The following is a 16,366-nucleotide window of genomic DNA, read 5'->3' as shown; positions in this document are numbered from 1 at the left end:
TAGCCACATGGATACCCCCTCCGAGGTTCTGCACCGCGTGTTCGGCTACGACTCGTTCCGGCCGGGGCAGCAGGAGATCATCGACCAGGTCGTGGCCGGCGGCGACGCGCTCGTCCTCATGCCCACCGGGGGCGGCAAGTCGCTCTGCTACCAGATCCCGGCCCTGGTGCGTCCCGGTGTCGGGGTGGTCATCTCGCCGCTCATCGCGCTGATGCAGGACCAGGTCGACGCGCTGCGCGCGCTCGGCGTGCGGGCCGGTTTCCTCAACTCCACGCAGGACTTCGACGAGCGCCAGCTCGTCGAGGCCGAGTTCCTGGCGGGCGAGCTCGACCTGCTCTACCTCGCCCCCGAGCGGTTGCGGGTGGAGGCCACGACGCGGCTGCTGGCCAAGGGCGAGATCTCGGTGTTCGCGATCGACGAGGCCCACTGCGTGGCGCAGTGGGGCCACGACTTCCGCCCCGACTACCTCGCCCTGTCGGAGCTGCGCGAGCGCTGGCCGGAGGTGCCGCGCATCGCGCTCACGGCCACCGCGACCCCCGCCACGCACGCCGAGATCTCCTCGCGGCTCGGCCTCGACCAGGCCCGCCACTTCGTGGCCGGCTTCGACCGGCCCAACATCCACTACCGGATCACGCCGAAGGCCGAGCCGAAGAAACAACTGCTGGAGTTCCTGCGCACCGAGCATCCCGGCGACTCCGGCATCGTCTACTGCCTGTCGCGCTCCTCGGTGGAGAAGATCGCCGAGTTCCTGGTCGAGCACGGCATCGCGGCGGTGCCCTACCACGCGGGGCTCGACGCCCGCACCCGCGCCGCCCACCAGGCCCGCTTCCTGCGCGAGGACGGGCTCATCGTGGTCGCCACCATCGCCTTCGGCATGGGCATCGACAAGCCCGACGTGCGCTTCGTGGCCCACCTCGACCTGCCCAAGTCGGTGGAGGGCTACTACCAGGAGACCGGGCGGGCGGGCCGCGACGGGCTGCCGGCGACCGCGTGGATGGCCTACGGCCTGCAGGACGTCATCCAGCACCGCCGCCTCGCCATGGAGGGCGACGACGCCCACCGCCGCCGCCAGGTGATGCACCTCGACGCCATGCTGGCGCTGTGCGAGACCGCCGGCTGCCGCCGCGTGATGCTGCTCGACTACTTCGGCCAGCAGGGGGCCGAGCCGTGCGGCAACTGCGACACCTGCCAGTCGCCGCCCGAGACCTGGGACGGCACGGTCGCCGCCCAGAAGGTGCTCTCCGCCGTCTTCCGGCTGGCCAAGGAGCGGCGGCAGAAGTTCGGCGTGGGCCAGATCGTCGACATCCTGCTCGGCAAGACCACCGCCAAGGTGCTGCAGCACGGCCACGACTCGCTCACCGTCTTCGGCGTCGGCACCGAGCTGGGCAACCAGGAGTGGCACAGCGTGGTGCGGCAACTGCTGGCGCAGGGGCTGCTGGCGGTCGAGTCCGACTACGGGGCGCTGGTGCTCACCGACGCCAGCGGCGAGGTGCTGCGCGGCCGGCACGAGGTCCTGCTGCGCCGCGACACCCTCCGCCCGCCCCGCACCCGCGGCACCTCCGGCACCGGCTCCGGTTCGGGGTCCGGGTCCGGGAAGTCCCGGCAGGCGGTCGAGCTGCCCGCCGAGGCGGCCCCGCTCTTCGAGCGCCTGCGCGCCTGGCGCGCCACGGTGGCCAAGGAGCAGGGCGTTCCGGCCTACGTCATCTTCCACGACGCGACCCTCCGCGAGATCGCCACCCGCCGCCCGGCCACGACGGCCGAGCTGAGCACGGTCAACGGCGTCGGCGAAAACAAACTGGCGAAATACGGCGACCAGGTCCTGGAGGTCCTGACCACCGACCCCACCTGACCAAAAGTCCGCCGGGAACGGGGGCGCACACTGCCACCGCTGGAGCGCGCCGCCACGCTCGGGGCCAGGGCCGCGCGGGTTCTGGCCGAGCATGCGGAACTCGGCGCCGAAGGGGCAGGTCGTGGCGCTTCTGGGCGACGGCTTGTGGGAAATCGCTTGAGGTTCCAGCCGGTGGAAGGTGCAGAGTTCAAGCCATGAACGACGTGACGGGCCTCTACACGATCGGGCAGTTGGCACGGCGTACGGGGCTGCGGGCGCGCACCATCCGTTTCTGGTCCGACAGCGGCGTCGTACCGCCGGTCCAGAGGTCGGAGGGCGGATACCGGCTCTACGACGCGGAGGCGGTCGCGCGGCTGGACCTGGTCCGGACGCTTCGCGATCTCGGGCTCGGTCTCGACGCCATCCAGCAGGTGCTGGAGAGGCGCGTCACGCTGAGCGAAGTGGCGGACCTCCACGTCAAGGCGCTCGACGCCGAGATCCGCATCTTGAAGACCCGCCGGTCCGTCCTGCGTCTTCTCACCGACCGAGACAGCTCTACCAAGGAGATCGCCTTGATCAACGCACTGGCCCGGCTCTCGGCGCGGGAACGCCGGCAGATCATCGACGACTTCGTCGACCACGTGTTCGCCGACGTCGTCGATGAGGACGCGGCGCTCGTCGGGGGATGGATGCGCGACCTTCCTGCCGATCTCCCGGAGGACCCGACCCCCGAACAGGTCAGCGCATGGGTGGAGCTGGCCGAGCTGGTGGGCGACGACGGCTTCCGGCGGACGGTCCGGCGGATGGTTCTCAGCGGCGAGGGGGACAACCGGCTGGAGTACGGTCTCGACCTCCGGCCCCTGGCCCTGGAGCACGCGGGCGCCGCTCTGTCGCGCGGGCTCGCGCCGGAGGCGGACGAGGCGAGCCTGATCCTGAGGCGGATCATCCCCGACGATCTGCCCGCCCCGGAGATCGCCGCTCTGATCACCTGGCTGGAGATGGTCGCCGAGCCCCGAGTCGAGCGGTATTGGCAGCTTCTGAGCCTCGTCAAAGGCCAGGAGCCGTCCCCGCCGGCTGTCCCGGCCTTCCGATGGGTGCTGGCCGCGCTGCGCGCACACCGGTGACGTACGAGTGCGGGGGGAAGCGGGAGTGGTGGCGACGGCCGCACGAAGAACGGTCGTCGCCACCACGTTGGTCGGCCTGGATCCGGCGCTCGCGTGCCCCCCGCCGCCACCGGACCGGCCGGACGTGTTTCGGCCCCAAACGATGGGTGTGTGCCCGCTTACGATCTTCTCATCCGATTGCCCGGCCAGGTGCCGGTTTCTCGGGATCGTCTGTCTTGTCGTACACGGCGATCGTACGGTGTCGGCGCGCGGCGCGCGGGACCGGGTCAGGTGCAGTGGCCGTTCGGGTAGGGTCGCCGTCCGGCGGCGGCCGGGTCGCGTCCCAGGTAGGCCAGGAGGCGGTCGTCGGCGGGCGCGTCCACGGGGACGGGGCGCGGCGCGGCGAACCGGTGCGGCCGGTCGGCGGGCGTCACGAACAGGTGGGCCAGGTCCAGCAGCTCGTCCGCCAGCAGGAGCGGGATGGGGCGGGGCTCGCCGCACGCGGTGGCGATGTCCCAGCCGTGTACGGCGATCTCGATCGCGCCCACGGCGGCCACCATAGGGCTGGTCAGGTGGCGGTCGCCGATCGAGACCAGCTCGCCGGTGAGCGTGGCCGCCCAGGTGCCGAGGAGCTCGGTGGCGTCGTCCCGTACGAGAAGTGCCGGGTTGCCGTGGCGGTCGAGCCGCCGGGCGGTGCGCAGATGGTCGAGCGCCTTCGTGCCGAGGGTGACGGTGCCGGTGGCGGCCTCGTTCAGGGCTCGGAGGGAGTCGGTGACGTGGGCCAGCAGCCGTTCCATGGTCCAGCCGGCGCACGGGGTCGCGCGGCAGAGCATGGGCGGGGTCACGACGCGCAGACTGCCGAGCGTGTAGTCGATCGCCCGTTCCAGCAGGGCCACACCCGCTGTCAGGACTCGTTCCCGTTCACCGTTCATGGGTCGCCTCCTCGGTTGTGCTGACCGGAGGGGCGGCAGGAAGTCATCGGTGTGGATCTCGGAACCTTTCGCGGGCGGGCGGTGTAAGGGGGGCGAGGAGGGCGATCGATGAGATGGATGGTGGTGCCGCTGCTCGTGGCGGTGCTTGCGGTGGGCGCCGGTTGCGGTGCCGGTGGTGGTACGGCACCAGGCACGGCGGGCACGCCGCAGGCCAGTGGCACGCGGAGCGGCCCCGCGGGTACGCCCGGCGCGACCGGTGCCGTCGGGACCGAGAGTCCCGTTCCGGTGGTGACCGTTGACGGGGCCGGGTGTCGGGGGTCGGCGGTGTCGCAAGGGGACGGGTTTCCCGAGGTGCGGGGCACGGGTGAGGGGGTGGAGCTGTGGGGGCTGCTGTTCGGGGAGGTGCCGCTGCGGCGCGGAGTCGAGATCAAGATCGTGTGGCGGATGACCGGGGAGGGCCCGCTGCGCAAGGTCGAGGCGACGCTCCCGGACGGCGCCCGCGCCCGGCTCGCCTGGGGCCCCGAGGAGCACGGCGGGTCGAACTGGCGGCGTCCCGGACAGGAGTGGGGCACGGGGTTCGTCTTTCCCGAGCGGGGCTGCTGGAAGGTCGAGCTGACCCGCGACCGGGGCAAGGGGCACGTCTGGCTGCGGGTCCGCTAGGCCACTCCAGGCCGACCTCGCCGAGCCAGGCGGCGGCTGAAGGTGGCCGGAAGGAGATCGTAAGGTCGGTCCGACAGGGTGGTCCCAACACAGCGGACGACGAAGGCATCGAAGGGAAACCCGTCCCCATGCGCAAACTACTGCTCCAGGTCCAGGTCAGCGCCGACGGCTACATGGCCGGCCCGAACGGCGAGATGGACTGGCTGACCTTCCCCTGGACCGACGACCTCAGCGAGCACATCAACGCGCTCACCGCGAACGTGGACAACATCGTCCTCGGCCGCAGGCTCGCCGAGGGCTTCATCCCGGCGTGGGCCGCCGGTCCGCCCGGTGAGGACAAGGAGTCGATCGACTGGATGAACCGGACCCCCAAGGTCGTGATCTCCCAGACGCTCACGGAGTCGCCGTGGGAGAACGCGACCGTCGCCGGCGGCGACCTGGCCGAGACGATCAACGGGCTGAAGGCCCGGCCGGGCGGCGACCTCATCGTGTACGGCGGCGGGACGCTCGTCGCGAGCCTGGCCGAGGCCGATCTCATCGACGAGTACCACCTGTTCGTCAACCCGACCGCGATCGGCGGCGGGATGCCGGTCTTCCCCGGGCGCCGGAAGCTGCGTCTGGTCTCGGCCCGGCCGTTCGGCTGCGGCGTCACGGCGATGCACTACGAGCCCGTGAGGTAGGGCCCGGCATCACCCCCGCTGGGACAGCGCGCGGTCGAGGAAGGCGAGGACGTCGTCCAGCACCTCGTCCTGGTTGGTCTCGTTGAAGACCTCGTGCCGGGCGCCGGGGTAGACGCGCTCGGTGAGGGCGGTGCCGCGTACGGCCTCGATGCCGGCCCGGCTCGGCCCGAGCGGCACGAGCTGGTCGTCCTCACCGTGCACCCACAGCGTGGGCAGGTCGCCGAACGTGCCGCCCTTGGCGATCGCGGCCAGCGTGGCGGCGAACGCCTCCAGCGTGGCCCGCTTGAACGGCCCGTGCCAGACCAGCGGGTCGGCCGCGTACGCGACGCCCACGGCGAGGTCGCGGGAGAGCGTGGCCGGGTCGATGGGGAGGTCGGGCAGCTCGTCGAGGGCGAGCAGCGCGGGCACCGCCTCCCATTCCCCGATCACCGGCCCGGACAGGACGAGCGCGGCCAGGCCGGCGCCGTGGAGCTGGGCGTACCGGGCGGCGATCATGCCGCCCATCGAGTGGCCGATCGCCACGACGGGGACGCCGGGGTGCGCGGCCCGTGCCCGCTCCTCGACGGCGTGCACGTCGGCGACGACGTCCTCGAAGTCCTCGATGAGCACCCGCTCGCCCTCCGACCTGCCGTGCCCGGCGTGGTCGACGCCATGGACGGCGGCGCCGTGGCGGACCAGCCGGTCGGCGACGTGCTCGTAGCGGCCTATGTGCTCGCCGTATCCGTGGATCAGCAGGACGAGGTATCGGGGGTCGTCGTGCGGCCATTCGCGGACGGTGCGGGCGCCGTGCACGCCGGCGAAGACGTGCTCACGGGACTCGGCCATGCTTCACACTCCTCGGGTTCGAGCTGCGGCGAGCGTACGTCGGCCGCTCCCGCCCTCACAACCGCGTCGTAGGCTGGGTGACGATGTTCCCGCTGCCGTTGAGGGAGATCGCGCCGGGCGCGGTCCACGTGCCTGGCTGGTTGTCGATGGAGGAGCAGCGCCACCTCGTCCGCGCCTGCCGTGAGTGGGCCACGGGGCCGGTGCCGATGCGGCGCACCCAGCTGCCCGGGGGCGGCGTGATGTCGGTGCGGACGGTGTGCGTGGGCTGGCACTCGCAGGTTACAACAAAAGACACACGGATCAATAGGATCTATCCGAAGTGTCAAGTACCCGAGTCGGAGCCCCCTCATGCTTCACAGTGCCCTCCTGGCCACGCCAAACGGCCTGCGCGGTATGCGCGCGAAGATCTACATCCGCGTGTCCTCAACCCGTGGCCGGAAGGAGCTGATCAGTCCCGAGCTCCAGGAGATCGCAGCCCGCGCCAAGGCAGAGCAAGAGGGTATCGAAGTCGTTGACGTCGTCTTCGACCTTGATCAGTCAGGCCGAGACTTCGCCAAGCGCAAGATCGCGGACATCATCGACGAGGTACGTCGCGGCAAGTACGAGATCGTCCTCTTGTGGAAGTGGTCGCGGTTCGGCCGGAATCTCCGAGACAGCCTCAACAACCTCCACGAGCTCAGCCAGGTCGGCGGCATCGCTATCTCGGCCACGGAGCCAGGAGACAGCGTCACGACGATGGGCAAGTTCAGCCGCAATCAAATGCTTTCGATCGCTGAGCTCCAGTCGGACATGATCGGCGACGGCTGGAAGGAGACGCACTCCTACAGGCTGACCCAGGGCCTTCCGCACAATGGCACGCCGCGATTCGGCTACGTCTACCAGGACAAGAGGTACTTTCCTGAGCCGATTCGCGGGGATGCGCTGGCCGAGGTCTACGAGCGGTGGGTAGACGGAGAGCCGTTCCGGACGATCTCCGTGGACATGGCTGACGCCGGTATCCGTACTCCTGGCGGTGATGTCCTCGAACAGGGCCGATGGATTCAGATCATGGACACTGGCTTCGCCGCTGGCCTGATCCGCAAGAAGAAACCTGGCGCGAAGGGCAACCGCTTCGACAACTGGGACTGGCACCAGGGAGCTCACGAAGCCCTGATCGAGCCGGATCTGTGGGAGGCGTTCGTTGAGAAGCGTGTCGCTGGCCTCGGCCGAAAGTGGGCGTCTCCGAAGGCCAAGTACAGCGTCTCTGGCCTTCTCCGCTGCTCCAAGTGCATGCGGTCGATGACTGCCACGAAGACCGACCGTGGCAAGGTCCGGTTCCGGTGCTCGGGCATCAGCACCAAGCGGTGCTCCGGACTCACGATCCTCCTGAACGTGGCGAACGCCAGCATCCTGGACTGGCTCGTGAAGCGTGCGTCTGGTGGCCACAACACCGAGGAAGCGGCTCGCGCCGAGGCTGCCCGCAAGAAGCAGGACGTTGATATCGCGGCCCTCAAGAAGAAGATCGATGACCTCGACAAGCGTCTGAGCCGTCTCCTTGACGTCTACGAGTCCGGCGACATCTCCAAGGACGAGTACGCCAAGCGCAAGGCTGCCAGAGAGGCTGAGCGGTCAACGGCTCAGCAAGAGCTCACGAAGCTTAAGTCCGAGCAGACGGCTCGTCCGCTCCCCGCGTCGTTTTACAAGGGGCTTGCGGACGCTTGGGATCGGATCAGCGACGACCGGAAGCGCCAGGCTCTCAAGCAGGTTATTAACTACGTGATCGTTAGTCCGAATGACGAGTCTGATGGCGATCGATGCCTCGTCGTCCCGAAATTCGGCTAGGCTGCATCGCGGAAGGTCGTCGCCCTAGAGGGTCCAGGGTGACGGCCTTCCTCGTCTCCGAGCTCATCGTCATATCGGCCTTCACGCCAAGCTTCTACCAGTCCAATGGCGACGATTTCAAAGAATCGCTCCCAAGCCTCTTCTTCAGTTGTCGCAGGGTTGTACGCTCGTGCCACGTACTCGACGGTACGGGCAAATCGTCCTGGAATGTTAGTTAGGGCATAACTGCGAAATCTATTGGACCTCTCACACAGCCAATTCCTTGACATCTCCGAACTCGAATGTGCTATGGCTCGTCCTGGCCCTCGGTCCCGATTCTGGCCCTGTCCTCTCGGCCGGTCCCGAGGACCAAGATGAGGACCGAGACGAGGACCGTCCTGAGGACCGAGCTCCCGTCCTGGAGGACTGGTCCTTTGTCCTGGAGCCGCTGTCCTGAGGACCGTGCGCGGGGACCGAGGACCGAGGATGGCCACCTCATTGCCATACCCGCACGTCAACGGACACCAGGCGTAGTCCATAGTGGTCGTCGATGTGTGCGAGACGACAGGACGATGAGCCTCTTTGGGACACCCAGCAAGTTGCCGACTACCTCAACGTGAGCCAGCGGTGGGTCCGGAGAGAGGGCCCCGGCTACGGTCTGCCGCTCTTCAGGGTCGGCAAGTTTCTGAGAGCTAAGCCGGCTGAGATACGGGCGTGGCTGGAGCAACAGCGCCAGCATGAGTAGACGGGTTGGCCTTCCACTGGTCACGGATCGCCCGGATCGAGGACGGGGACCAGGAACAAGCCAGCCATAGATAGCCATACCCATATCCGAAATCGGCCGGATACCACCCGTGGTCCAGACTCCTGCTCGATGTGTACGAAACGGGATGACGACGGCCCTCTTTGGGGTGTGCAACAGGTGGCCGACTACCTCAACGTCAGCAAGCGTTGGATTTACCGCGAGGGTCCTGGTTACGGCCTACCGGCCTTCAAGATCGGTCGACACTTGAGGTACAAGCCGGCGGAGGTGCGGGCATGGCTGACGCAGCAACGCTTCTATGGGAAATAGCAGTCCTCGCGCCCCTTGTCCTCTGGGTCTCCGAGGACCGGTCCCCGGTCCCCAACGAGCCAGGACCGAGGACCGACTTCAGCACCGGATCGAGGACCGGGGACCAGAGGACCAGCTTCAGGACCGGGGACCGGCCAGAGGACCGGGCACAGCACTGGGGACCAGAGGACCGTCGTGAGGACCGGGAATCGGGGGCAGGACAGAGGACCGAGAAGAGGTCCCGAGGACCAGGACAGGACCGAGGAACCGAGGACCAGGACAGCAGAAAGCCCCCGACCATTTCGGCCGAGGGCTCTCGCGTTTATCCGATTAGCTCGCGATACGGCCGAGGTACCGAGCGAGCCGATTCGCGGGGCTCAGCGGGTCATCATCGACCACGGGCGCGAACACGTTCGCCTGACGCTCCGCCTGGAGTTCGCCCCAGGTCTTGGGCGTCTCGAAGGGCTTGACGTCCTCCGGCTTGACGCCCCAGTACTCGGCGTAGCCTTCGGCCTCCGGGTTGAACCGGATCTCGTCCTCCTTGATCTTCTCCACACGTTCGTACAGGTCGGCGCGACGCCCGATGAAGTCCTGCCAGATCGGCTTGTTCACGAGCCGCTCACGGACCTCCGCAGGTACGCACGCCTGGTCAGCGCCGTACGGAGCAACGAGCGGGTAGAGCTCGATCATCCTGACGATGTCCGCGTACGAGGTCCCGTTCTCGATCCACCGATTGAACGTGCTGGCTAGCGCGGGGAGGTTGATGGCGTTCGGACGACGGATGGCATCGGACCAGTCCTTGTCCTTCTGGTAGCGCTTGACCGTACGCTTGAACTCCATGGCCAGCGACATACCGGCACCGCTCGTGTCCTCAGCGACGTCGTACGCCAGCTCTTCGGCGGGCTCGTCCTTGACGCTGGTGAGCTGCTCCGGCAGGCGGATCATGTTGCTGATCTCGACGCCGTTCCTGACGATGGACTCCTTGTTCAGGATGTACTCGTTCTGCTCCATCTGGCCGAGACGGCGGCGATCCAGGAGGCCAGCTCCTTCGAGCTCACGGAGCCAGGTGTTGAGCTGCCGGAGGCTGATGTACGGATCATCGTCTTTGGGCCTCGGGCTCTTGAAGTAGGTCCGGAGCTTGCTTTGAGGAATCCGTACGGCCTCGTAGCTCTTGCCGGTGGCCTCAAGCATGTAGAGCAGGTGGAACGCCTCGTCCGAGATGTCGGCCGTGATCACGCTCATCTCGACCTGCGACTTGGCCCTGTGGCTGATGTTCGGCTTGCCTCGGTACGTGTCGTTCTCGAAGGCCGGAACCAGGATCTCGTACCGGTTGCCCTGCTGGGTCTTGGTGGTTCGGAGGAAGCCATCACGCTTTAGCTGAGCGACCGTACGCTTGACGGTGCTTTCCGACATCCGGAGCTTCTCGGCGATATCCGAGGCGGTGAAAATCGGCCAGCGGATACCGGAACCGTAGGCGCTGTGGTCGCTCTTGCTGGCGAGTACGAGCGCGATGACGCGAATTCCAGCGCTGGTGACGTAATCCGAGAAGACGGTCGTTTCCGGGACTTCGGCGAATACCCGCTCGACCGTTCGGACTGATACACTGTTCACAGATGAACCTATCTTTCATCTCACCGGCCCGGAGCGCTGCAACGCTCGCGGGCCTTTTTCGTGGCCGAGTTTTCCGGCCTAGATCAACGGTACCAGAACGGGTTCCGCCGATGATAATTCCCAGTTGCCGCGCTGTGCGCCACACCGGCCGATGAGCCGATGCTAGTTAGGATGTCTGTGGGAAATCCACAAACCTAGTAACTGATTGAGGCCGGAAGTTTGAAACCGTGGGCGGTCTGGCGAAGCCGCTGGTAGAGGCCGATGAGGTCACTGACTTCCGATGGATTGGGTCACTGACTTCCGATGGATGAGGTCACTGACTTCCAGCTATAAGCATAGTATTTAACCAGAGAGACTTAACCAGAGTCCTTTCAGGACGATCGCGCTCCGCGCGGCTCGTGCGGGACTCCGTCCAAGGACCAGAAAACCCGAAGGCCGGAGGACGAAGTATTTTCATCGCTATGAGCTGATAGCTGATAGCTGGGAGCTGAAAATCGGGGGGATGGATACCCGGCTACCGACAGGCCCTCCGGCCCAACACCTTGACCTCAAGGTCCATATGCCTGCTCGGCCTCCGGCCAGAGTCACCGGCATATTGATGTGCGCCTCATCATGCTCCTCGGCCTACGGCCGGATTCCTGGCTGCGCATGTCGCCGGTCGGTTGAGATGGTCCCCGGCTCGGTATCCGGCCTGCGGCCGATTTTCTGCTCGGGTCCTTCAAGGACCTGACCTATTCCCGGTCTCCGGTCGGCTCACAGAGCCACTCACAGAGCTAACCGGCCTCCCAGTGCCAGCCGCACCCTGAAAAACGGCTCAGAATCACGTACAGCGCCTCGGACGCATAAAGACATGCTTCAGGAACAGGTGCAGACCTTCACGCACACGGCTCAAGGCTCGGGCGACTAGTCTTTTGGAGGGAGGACCAGCGGTGGACGGTCCTCTCCGTTATCGAAGCCGAGCCGACCATGCTCCGCTGCTTCACGTAGATCACGGCGAACTTTCAGCGCAAGAGCCTCCGCCACGTCCGGAGGCATAGCACTAAGCAGCATGAAGCTCTCGATGGAGTTAGATGTTATTGAAGGATCGAGGGCCTTTAGCAGCCTGGCCGAGGTTCTAATCGCGCCCAGCTTCCTGGACTCCTCTACGAGCTGAAGCGCTGCCTCCCTGTGCTGGCCGTCCACCGGGACAGCCGCTACGACTTCGTCTTGTAGTTGCTCTACCCGATGTTGCTGCTCCTTGACCACCGCGTCGAAGTCCACTTGGCCGCCTGGATACGAGAGCGTCTTGAGCCGATCAAGCAGGCGCTCGAAGGCGTCTCGGTGCTTGCGCATGATCAGCCATACAGCTACAACCACGGCCACCGGCCAGGCCACAGCTCCGACCAAGCCGGCGATCGCCTCGATCAACTTCGCCCATTCGTCCATGGCTCAAGCATCCCTCGGGCGTTGGAAGCCTGGGATTGACGTGGCCGGATCGTGACATGCGCTGGCTCAAGTTAATCGGCTGATTGACATGGTCTGCTCTGATTGGTGCCGTATCACGCTTCTCCAAGTCACTGAGGTCCTTCAAGGACCCGAGCTACCGGCTGATAGCTGTGAAACGCCGGGCGAACACCTGTCATTTATCTCGTGTGATCAACTTCACACCGCTTGAGGCTTGATTTCGGCCTTTTGGCGTTACCACTCGCCTTACACCTATGTGTCATACTTAAAGGGACAGCCAGGAAGGGCAGTCGAAAACTAAATCGGCGAAACAAGCGGACTTCATCTGGAACACAAAGAGCGCCCCGGAGAAACGGACTCCAGAGCGCTCGGTCCTTCCTCCTAGCTACTCCTAGGAGTTCCAGACAATGAGTAAGTCTACCGAATTCAACGCCGAGCCCCTGCGCGTTTCCGTCACGGTCCGCCTGGACGAGAGCAGCTCCGCCACCGAGAAGGACGTCGAGCGCTTTCTGAGCAAGGTCACGGTCCTCGAAAACGGCTGCTGGACCTGGACCGGCACCACGAACAAGCCGTACGGCAAGAACAAGCACATCCTGAGCTACGGCCGGTTCAACTTCCAGGGCAAGCTGTGGGTCGCTCACCGCTGGCTGTGGGAGCAGATCAACGGCCCGGTGCCCGAGGGCCTCGTCCTGGACCACTTCCTGGCCAACCACGGCGAGTGTATCGGCGCGAAGTGCGTCAACCCGGATCACCTGGAGCCGACCACCTTCGGCGAGAACATCCGGCGTGGCAACGGTGCCTGCGCTCGCAACGCCAGGAAGACGGCCTGCCCGAAGGGCCACGAGTACGACGGCAAGGACAAGCGCGGCTTCCGGACCTGCTCCACGTGCGCCGAGTCCTCCAGGGTCAAGGCCAAGCAGAAGGCCGAGAGCCTGAAGGCGGTGGCTGCCTGATGATGCTCACCGGTAACTCGACCAAGGACACGATCGCTCGGGCCGCTCGCCAGTACACGGAAATCGGCTGGCCGGTGTTCGCCGAGTCCTACATCGAGGATCTGACCTGCTCGGTGTGCCAGATCGCCCACACGACGGACGAGTCCATGGAGTCGTGCTCCTGCCTCCGGTGTCACGGCGTCTTCTCAGCCACGGCTGACCGGAAGCTCGTCCGGGAGATGTTCCGGGGAATTCCTCGGCCGATCCTCAACATCCGGACCGGCGCGGTCTCTGGCCTGGTGGCCATCGAGATCACTTCCCCGGTCGGCGTTCAGACCGCTGCACGACTCGACCGAGCCGGCCTACTCCCGAACACGGTCACTGCGCGGACTGGCGGAGGCGGCGGCTACCTGATCTACAAGCACCCTGGCGGTTACGTCCCGTCCGTCCGAGACGGCCTCGGCCCTGGAGTCCACGTCCACGGCGAAAACGGCTGGTTCATGGCTCCGCCTACTCGGAACCCCCGCAACGGCTCGATCATCACCTGGCTCTCAGGAAAGGCCGAGAAGCCGGTCGTCGAGCCCCATCCCCGAATCATCAGCAACATCTCCGAGCGCTTCGCTAGCGCTGCCTGAGAGGAAACCCCCGCATGTTCAAGAAGTTCATCGAGAGCCGTCGTGAGGCCAAGGCCGACCGCATCCGATACAACGAGTGGCTCACCGAGCAGGAAATCGCCATGAAGCGGGCGCTTGACGAGATGCGTCAGCTCCGCGACCGGAACGCCGAAATCGCCGAGCGCGTGCCGGACTTCCGGTTCCAGATCACCGAGACCCTCTGAAAGGTAAATCCAATGAACGTCTTCCACAGCTCCAAGAACTGCACCGACCGGCGCTGCCTGGTTCACGGCCTCTCGAACATCGCCGACAACTTCGAGAAGGCCAGCCGGGAAATCCGGGAGCTGAACGAAAAGCTCCCGGTGAAGAGCCTGAACAGCATCGCGCAGGCGGTGACCTACAGCGACGAATACCGGAAGAACTGCGTTGCGGACGGCGATGACCGGACTCTCCGCCAGATCCTCGACGACATCGACCGGAAGCTGAACGAGACTGCCGAGCTCCAGGAGCTCCATCAGGAGGTCTGCAAGTGACCTACGTCGATAAGACGTACAGCGAGCTCGCCGCGATTCGCGGCGGGCTTCCGCTGTTGTCAGAGGCAATGATTCCCGGCACTCCGCGCCGCTGGGTTGAGCGGGATCTGTCCGAGTCTGAGATCGCTCGGCAGGGTGCTGAGCACAAGGCCGACCGTATCGAGCGGGTCACCAACCTTGCCAAGGGCCTGAAGCCGACTGGCAATTCGCGGGCTCCGCTCAACCTGGCTGTCCTGGACACCCAGATGTCAATCGAGGAGGTCGTGAAGGAGCTGGAGGAGGCTGTCTGTGAGCGCCTCGGCCTGTCGGTCCTGGCGTCCACCAGCTCTGCCGACCGGATCACTCGGCTGATCAGCCTGCTCGACAGGATCGCTCTGGACGAGGACCTAGCCGAGCACGTCCTGGCCGAGTCTCGGCGCATGGGCCGTCAGGTTCGTCAGGCTCTCGGCGATGCCGAGGTCGTCCACAAGATCAGGGCTCGTTGCCCGATCTGCGGCTCGAAGTCCATCAGGGCCTTCACCGAGCGCGAGCTGATCGCGTGCATCAACCCTGGCTGCCGTTGCGACGACGATGACTGCGTGTGCCAGCAGGATCTCCGGCACCTGTGGGCCTACTCCCAGTGGCCGGCACTGGCCGAGGTGTTCGATGCCCAGAGGAGCGCCGCCTGATGAATCCCAACGAGCAGCCGGAGCCGATCCGCCCGAAGTGCGCCTTGTCGAACGGGACCTGGGACCAGGTATTCGACGAGGAGAAGGGCGAGTGGGTCTGTCCGCCCGACCCCTTCAAGACTGCCGAGGAGGAATCGGCGTGATCCGGAAAATCGGCACCGTCAACAGCAACGTCCAGAAGGGAATCCCCGTGCACCAGATTGACAGCAAGAGGATCGAGGAAGCGTTCGCCAGCTTTGGCAACGCGATGAAGGCGGTCAGTGACAATTTCGCGGCTCAGGCAGTTTTCGGGCTGGCGCTGAATGATTTCGATGCCGTGGCCAGCAGGCTGGCCGGACTCGACACGGATCTCGTGATGCGTATCCATGAGGCCGCTGTCGATCTGGCGCTCGTGGCCGACTTGGAGCTGAAGGGTAGGGGCGTGTGATGAGCGACGTCCTGGTAACCGCTGAGCAGGCTGCTGACGCGGTCGGTGTGACGAAGTCGGCCATTCATGTGTGGGTACACCGTGGCCGTCTCAAGCACGTGAAAAAGGACGGGAAGAAGCACCTGTACCGACTGGCTGACGTGTTCGAGGCCGAGCGCCTGGCACAGGACAAGTACCGCCACAAGGGCGAGAATGGGAATGCGGAGGCATTCTAGGGCGTTCTGCTATTCTGTAATAGAAACCGCTACTGGTGTACCCTGCTCAAAACAGGCTGACCGTCCAGAAAGACCCGCTTCGAGCACTCGATCCCCATCACGGGGGACATCGCTCAGCGGGTCTTTCGCATTCCCGAGCAGAAATCGGCCAAGACATGGTCCACAGATCAGACGACGGTAAGCGCCAGATAGTACGAGACGTCATCGGCATCGGCGTATGGACCGTCGCGTTCCTCGCCATCATCGCCCTAGCCATAGCAGGATTCGTCCTAGTGCTTGGAGCGCTGGCCTGAATACCACCTTGGTCCTCGTGGTCAAGGTATCCATCGCGGGATGGTGTAACGGAAACACACCGGCCTCATAAGCCGGACGATGCGAGTTCGACTCTCGTTCCCGCAACTACCGACACAGGCTGACCGTGTGGATCGACCAGTACCTGTGCCCATCTGGCGACTGGAGCGTCCAGCAACAAGGCTCCGCCAGGGGCAGAAAACTCGGGCGCGGAATGGTTTCGACGTCGAGGAAAGCCGCATGCGGACCCCTGACGGACCGGGTTTCGACTACCCGCGCGTCCACATGCGAGTGCATCACGGGGACCACTAGAAAATAGCCAGGACTCTACGGGATGCAGCGCCAGAAAATACCAGGGCGGATATGGCCTGGTCAGAAAATCGGCAGGGGACGGAGCATTTCCTACTCCTACTACAGAGGTTGAAAAACTGAGGTGTCACCGCGCGGTTGCCTGCTCGCGGCGGGGTTCGGGAGTATGCCGGTGGGATGCGTTACCCGGATGGTGGTGGTCTGACCCCGGCGGCGCGAGCCAAGCGTGAACAAGTCCGCTTGGAGGCTGCCGGGTTGTTCGCCGCGGGCATGTCGCCGCCTGCGGTGGCCAGGAAGCTGCGGGTCTCACGTAAGTCGGCCTATGTCTGGCACAAGGCATGGCGCACGGCAGGGGCCGAGGCGCTGGTGTCGAAGGGGCCAGGCGGGCCGCCTTGCCGGCTGAATGCCGCGCAGGTGGAGCGGTTAGAGGCCGCGTTGGACGCC

20 protein-coding genes and 1 tRNA gene are annotated in these 16,366 nt (G+C 65.6%); 16 read left to right on the top strand and 5 right to left on the bottom strand.

All coding sequences use genetic code 11. From position 1 onward, the window contains the following. The first annotated feature begins 7 nt into the window (after positions 1–7). Positions 8–1,849, top strand: a complete 1,842-nt coding sequence (recQ, locus tag BMW85_RS35885; RefSeq protein ID WP_091090633.1) for a DNA helicase RecQ — start codon at positions 8–10, stop codon at positions 1,847–1,849. Between the two features lie 194 nt (positions 1,850–2,043). Further along, positions 2,044–2,952 (top strand): helix-turn-helix domain-containing protein, encoded by a 909-nt coding sequence (locus BMW85_RS35880; protein WP_091090631.1) that lies wholly within the window; start codon positions 2,044–2,046, stop codon positions 2,950–2,952. A gap of 266 nt (positions 2,953–3,218) precedes the next feature. Here the strand turns inward: BMW85_RS35880 and BMW85_RS35875 are convergent, their stop codons facing one another. Continuing rightward, entirely contained in the window at positions 3,219–3,863 is a 645-nt protein-coding gene (locus BMW85_RS35875; protein WP_091090628.1) for a TIGR03086 family metal-binding protein, read from the bottom strand. Positions 3,864–4,187: 324 nt separating this feature from the next. On the opposite strand from BMW85_RS35875, the gene BMW85_RS35870 reads away from it, so the two are divergent. Together BMW85_RS35870 and BMW85_RS35865 are read left to right on the top strand one after the other, a co-directional pair. Further along, positions 4,188–4,523, top strand: a complete 336-nt coding sequence (locus BMW85_RS35870; RefSeq protein WP_143082521.1) for a hypothetical protein — start codon at positions 4,188–4,190, stop codon at positions 4,521–4,523. A 128-nt stretch (positions 4,524–4,651) separates the two neighbouring features. After that, on the top strand, positions 4,652–5,203 hold the full coding sequence (locus BMW85_RS35865) for a dihydrofolate reductase family protein (RefSeq protein ID WP_091090623.1): 552 nt from the start codon (positions 4,652–4,654) through the stop codon (positions 5,201–5,203). Positions 5,204–5,212: 9 nt separating this feature from the next. On the opposite strand, the gene BMW85_RS35860 is transcribed toward BMW85_RS35865, so the two are convergent. Then, complete coding sequence (locus tag BMW85_RS35860; RefSeq protein ID WP_091090621.1) at positions 5,213–6,028, bottom strand: alpha/beta hydrolase; 816 nt, start codon at positions 6,026–6,028, stop codon at positions 5,213–5,215. Positions 6,029–6,083: 55 nt separating this feature from the next. After that, on the bottom strand, positions 6,084–6,323 hold the full coding sequence (locus tag BMW85_RS52670) for a hypothetical protein (RefSeq protein ID WP_177241057.1): 240 nt from the start codon (positions 6,321–6,323) through the stop codon (positions 6,084–6,086). A gap of 98 nt (positions 6,324–6,421) precedes the next feature. Here BMW85_RS52670 and BMW85_RS35850 point away from each other — a divergent pair, with 98 nt between their 5' ends. Together BMW85_RS35850 and BMW85_RS35835 are read left to right on the top strand one after the other, a co-directional pair. Continuing rightward, positions 6,422–7,849 (top strand): recombinase family protein, encoded by a 1,428-nt coding sequence (locus BMW85_RS35850; RefSeq protein WP_177241056.1) that lies wholly within the window; start codon positions 6,422–6,424, stop codon positions 7,847–7,849. 853 nt (positions 7,850–8,702) lie between these two features. Next, complete coding sequence (locus tag BMW85_RS35835) at positions 8,703–8,900, top strand: helix-turn-helix domain-containing protein (RefSeq protein ID WP_091090610.1); 198 nt, start codon at positions 8,703–8,705, stop codon at positions 8,898–8,900. A 309-nt stretch (positions 8,901–9,209) separates the two neighbouring features. Here BMW85_RS35835 and BMW85_RS35830 read toward each other — a convergent pair whose 3' ends face one another. Continuing rightward, the gene (locus tag BMW85_RS35830; RefSeq protein ID WP_143082520.1) at positions 9,210–10,490 is read right to left on the bottom strand and encodes a winged helix-turn-helix domain-containing protein; all 1,281 of its coding nucleotides are present in this window, start codon (positions 10,488–10,490) and stop codon (positions 9,210–9,212) included. A gap of 903 nt (positions 10,491–11,393) precedes the next feature. After that, on the bottom strand, positions 11,394–11,915 hold the full coding sequence (locus BMW85_RS35825) for a hypothetical protein (protein ID WP_091090606.1): 522 nt from the start codon (positions 11,913–11,915) through the stop codon (positions 11,394–11,396). A 425-nt stretch (positions 11,916–12,340) separates the two neighbouring features. On the opposite strand from BMW85_RS35825, the gene BMW85_RS35820 reads away from it, so the two are divergent. The 10 genes from BMW85_RS35820 to BMW85_RS35780 all read left to right on the top strand — a co-directional run. Continuing rightward, positions 12,341–12,886 carry an HNH endonuclease gene (locus BMW85_RS35820; protein ID WP_091090604.1) on the top strand — a complete coding sequence of 182 codons (546 nt, stop codon included), beginning with the start codon at positions 12,341–12,343 and terminating at the stop codon, positions 12,884–12,886. Continuing rightward, complete coding sequence (locus tag BMW85_RS35815; protein WP_091090601.1) at positions 12,886–13,500, top strand: bifunctional DNA primase/polymerase; 615 nt, start codon at positions 12,886–12,888, stop codon at positions 13,498–13,500. The genes BMW85_RS35820 and BMW85_RS35815 overlap by 1 nt, the downstream gene beginning before the upstream one ends. 14 nt (positions 13,501–13,514) lie before the next feature. Continuing rightward, positions 13,515–13,703, top strand: coding sequence for a hypothetical protein (locus BMW85_RS35810; protein WP_091090600.1), 189 nt, complete (start codon positions 13,515–13,517; stop codon positions 13,701–13,703). A gap of 12 nt (positions 13,704–13,715) precedes the next feature. Further along, positions 13,716–14,012, top strand: a complete 297-nt coding sequence (locus tag BMW85_RS35805) for a hypothetical protein (protein WP_091090597.1) — start codon at positions 13,716–13,718, stop codon at positions 14,010–14,012. Continuing rightward, a complete protein-coding gene (locus BMW85_RS35800) occupies positions 14,009–14,680 on the top strand; it encodes a hypothetical protein (RefSeq protein ID WP_091090596.1) in 672 nt (223 codons plus the stop codon). Before BMW85_RS35805 ends, BMW85_RS35800 begins: the two co-directional genes overlap by 4 nt. Then, a complete protein-coding gene (locus BMW85_RS49955) occupies positions 14,680–14,823 on the top strand; it encodes a hypothetical protein (protein ID WP_177241055.1) in 144 nt (47 codons plus the stop codon). The genes BMW85_RS35800 and BMW85_RS49955 overlap by 1 nt, the downstream gene beginning before the upstream one ends. Then, positions 14,820–15,107, top strand: a complete 288-nt coding sequence (locus tag BMW85_RS35795; protein ID WP_091090593.1) for a hypothetical protein — start codon at positions 14,820–14,822, stop codon at positions 15,105–15,107. Before BMW85_RS49955 ends, BMW85_RS35795 begins: the two co-directional genes overlap by 4 nt. Next, positions 15,107–15,322, top strand: a complete 216-nt coding sequence (locus BMW85_RS35790) for a helix-turn-helix domain-containing protein (protein WP_091091066.1) — start codon at positions 15,107–15,109, stop codon at positions 15,320–15,322. The genes BMW85_RS35795 and BMW85_RS35790 overlap by 1 nt, the downstream gene beginning before the upstream one ends. Before the next feature lie 327 nt (positions 15,323–15,649). Beyond that, positions 15,650–15,721, top strand: a tRNA-Met gene (locus BMW85_RS35785). 378 nt (positions 15,722–16,099) lie between these two features. Beyond that, the coding region (locus BMW85_RS35780) for a helix-turn-helix domain-containing protein (RefSeq protein ID WP_143082519.1) at positions 16,100–16,366 on the top strand (267 nt) is incomplete at its 3' end.

This window comes from Nonomuraea wenchangensis (assembly GCF_900111685.1).
In the GTDB taxonomy this organism is placed as follows: domain Bacteria; phylum Actinomycetota; class Actinomycetes; order Streptosporangiales; family Streptosporangiaceae; genus Nonomuraea; species Nonomuraea wenchangensis.
Note: the sequence above shows the minus strand (reverse complement) of the source record. Positions and strands in the feature narration are given on the sequence as shown.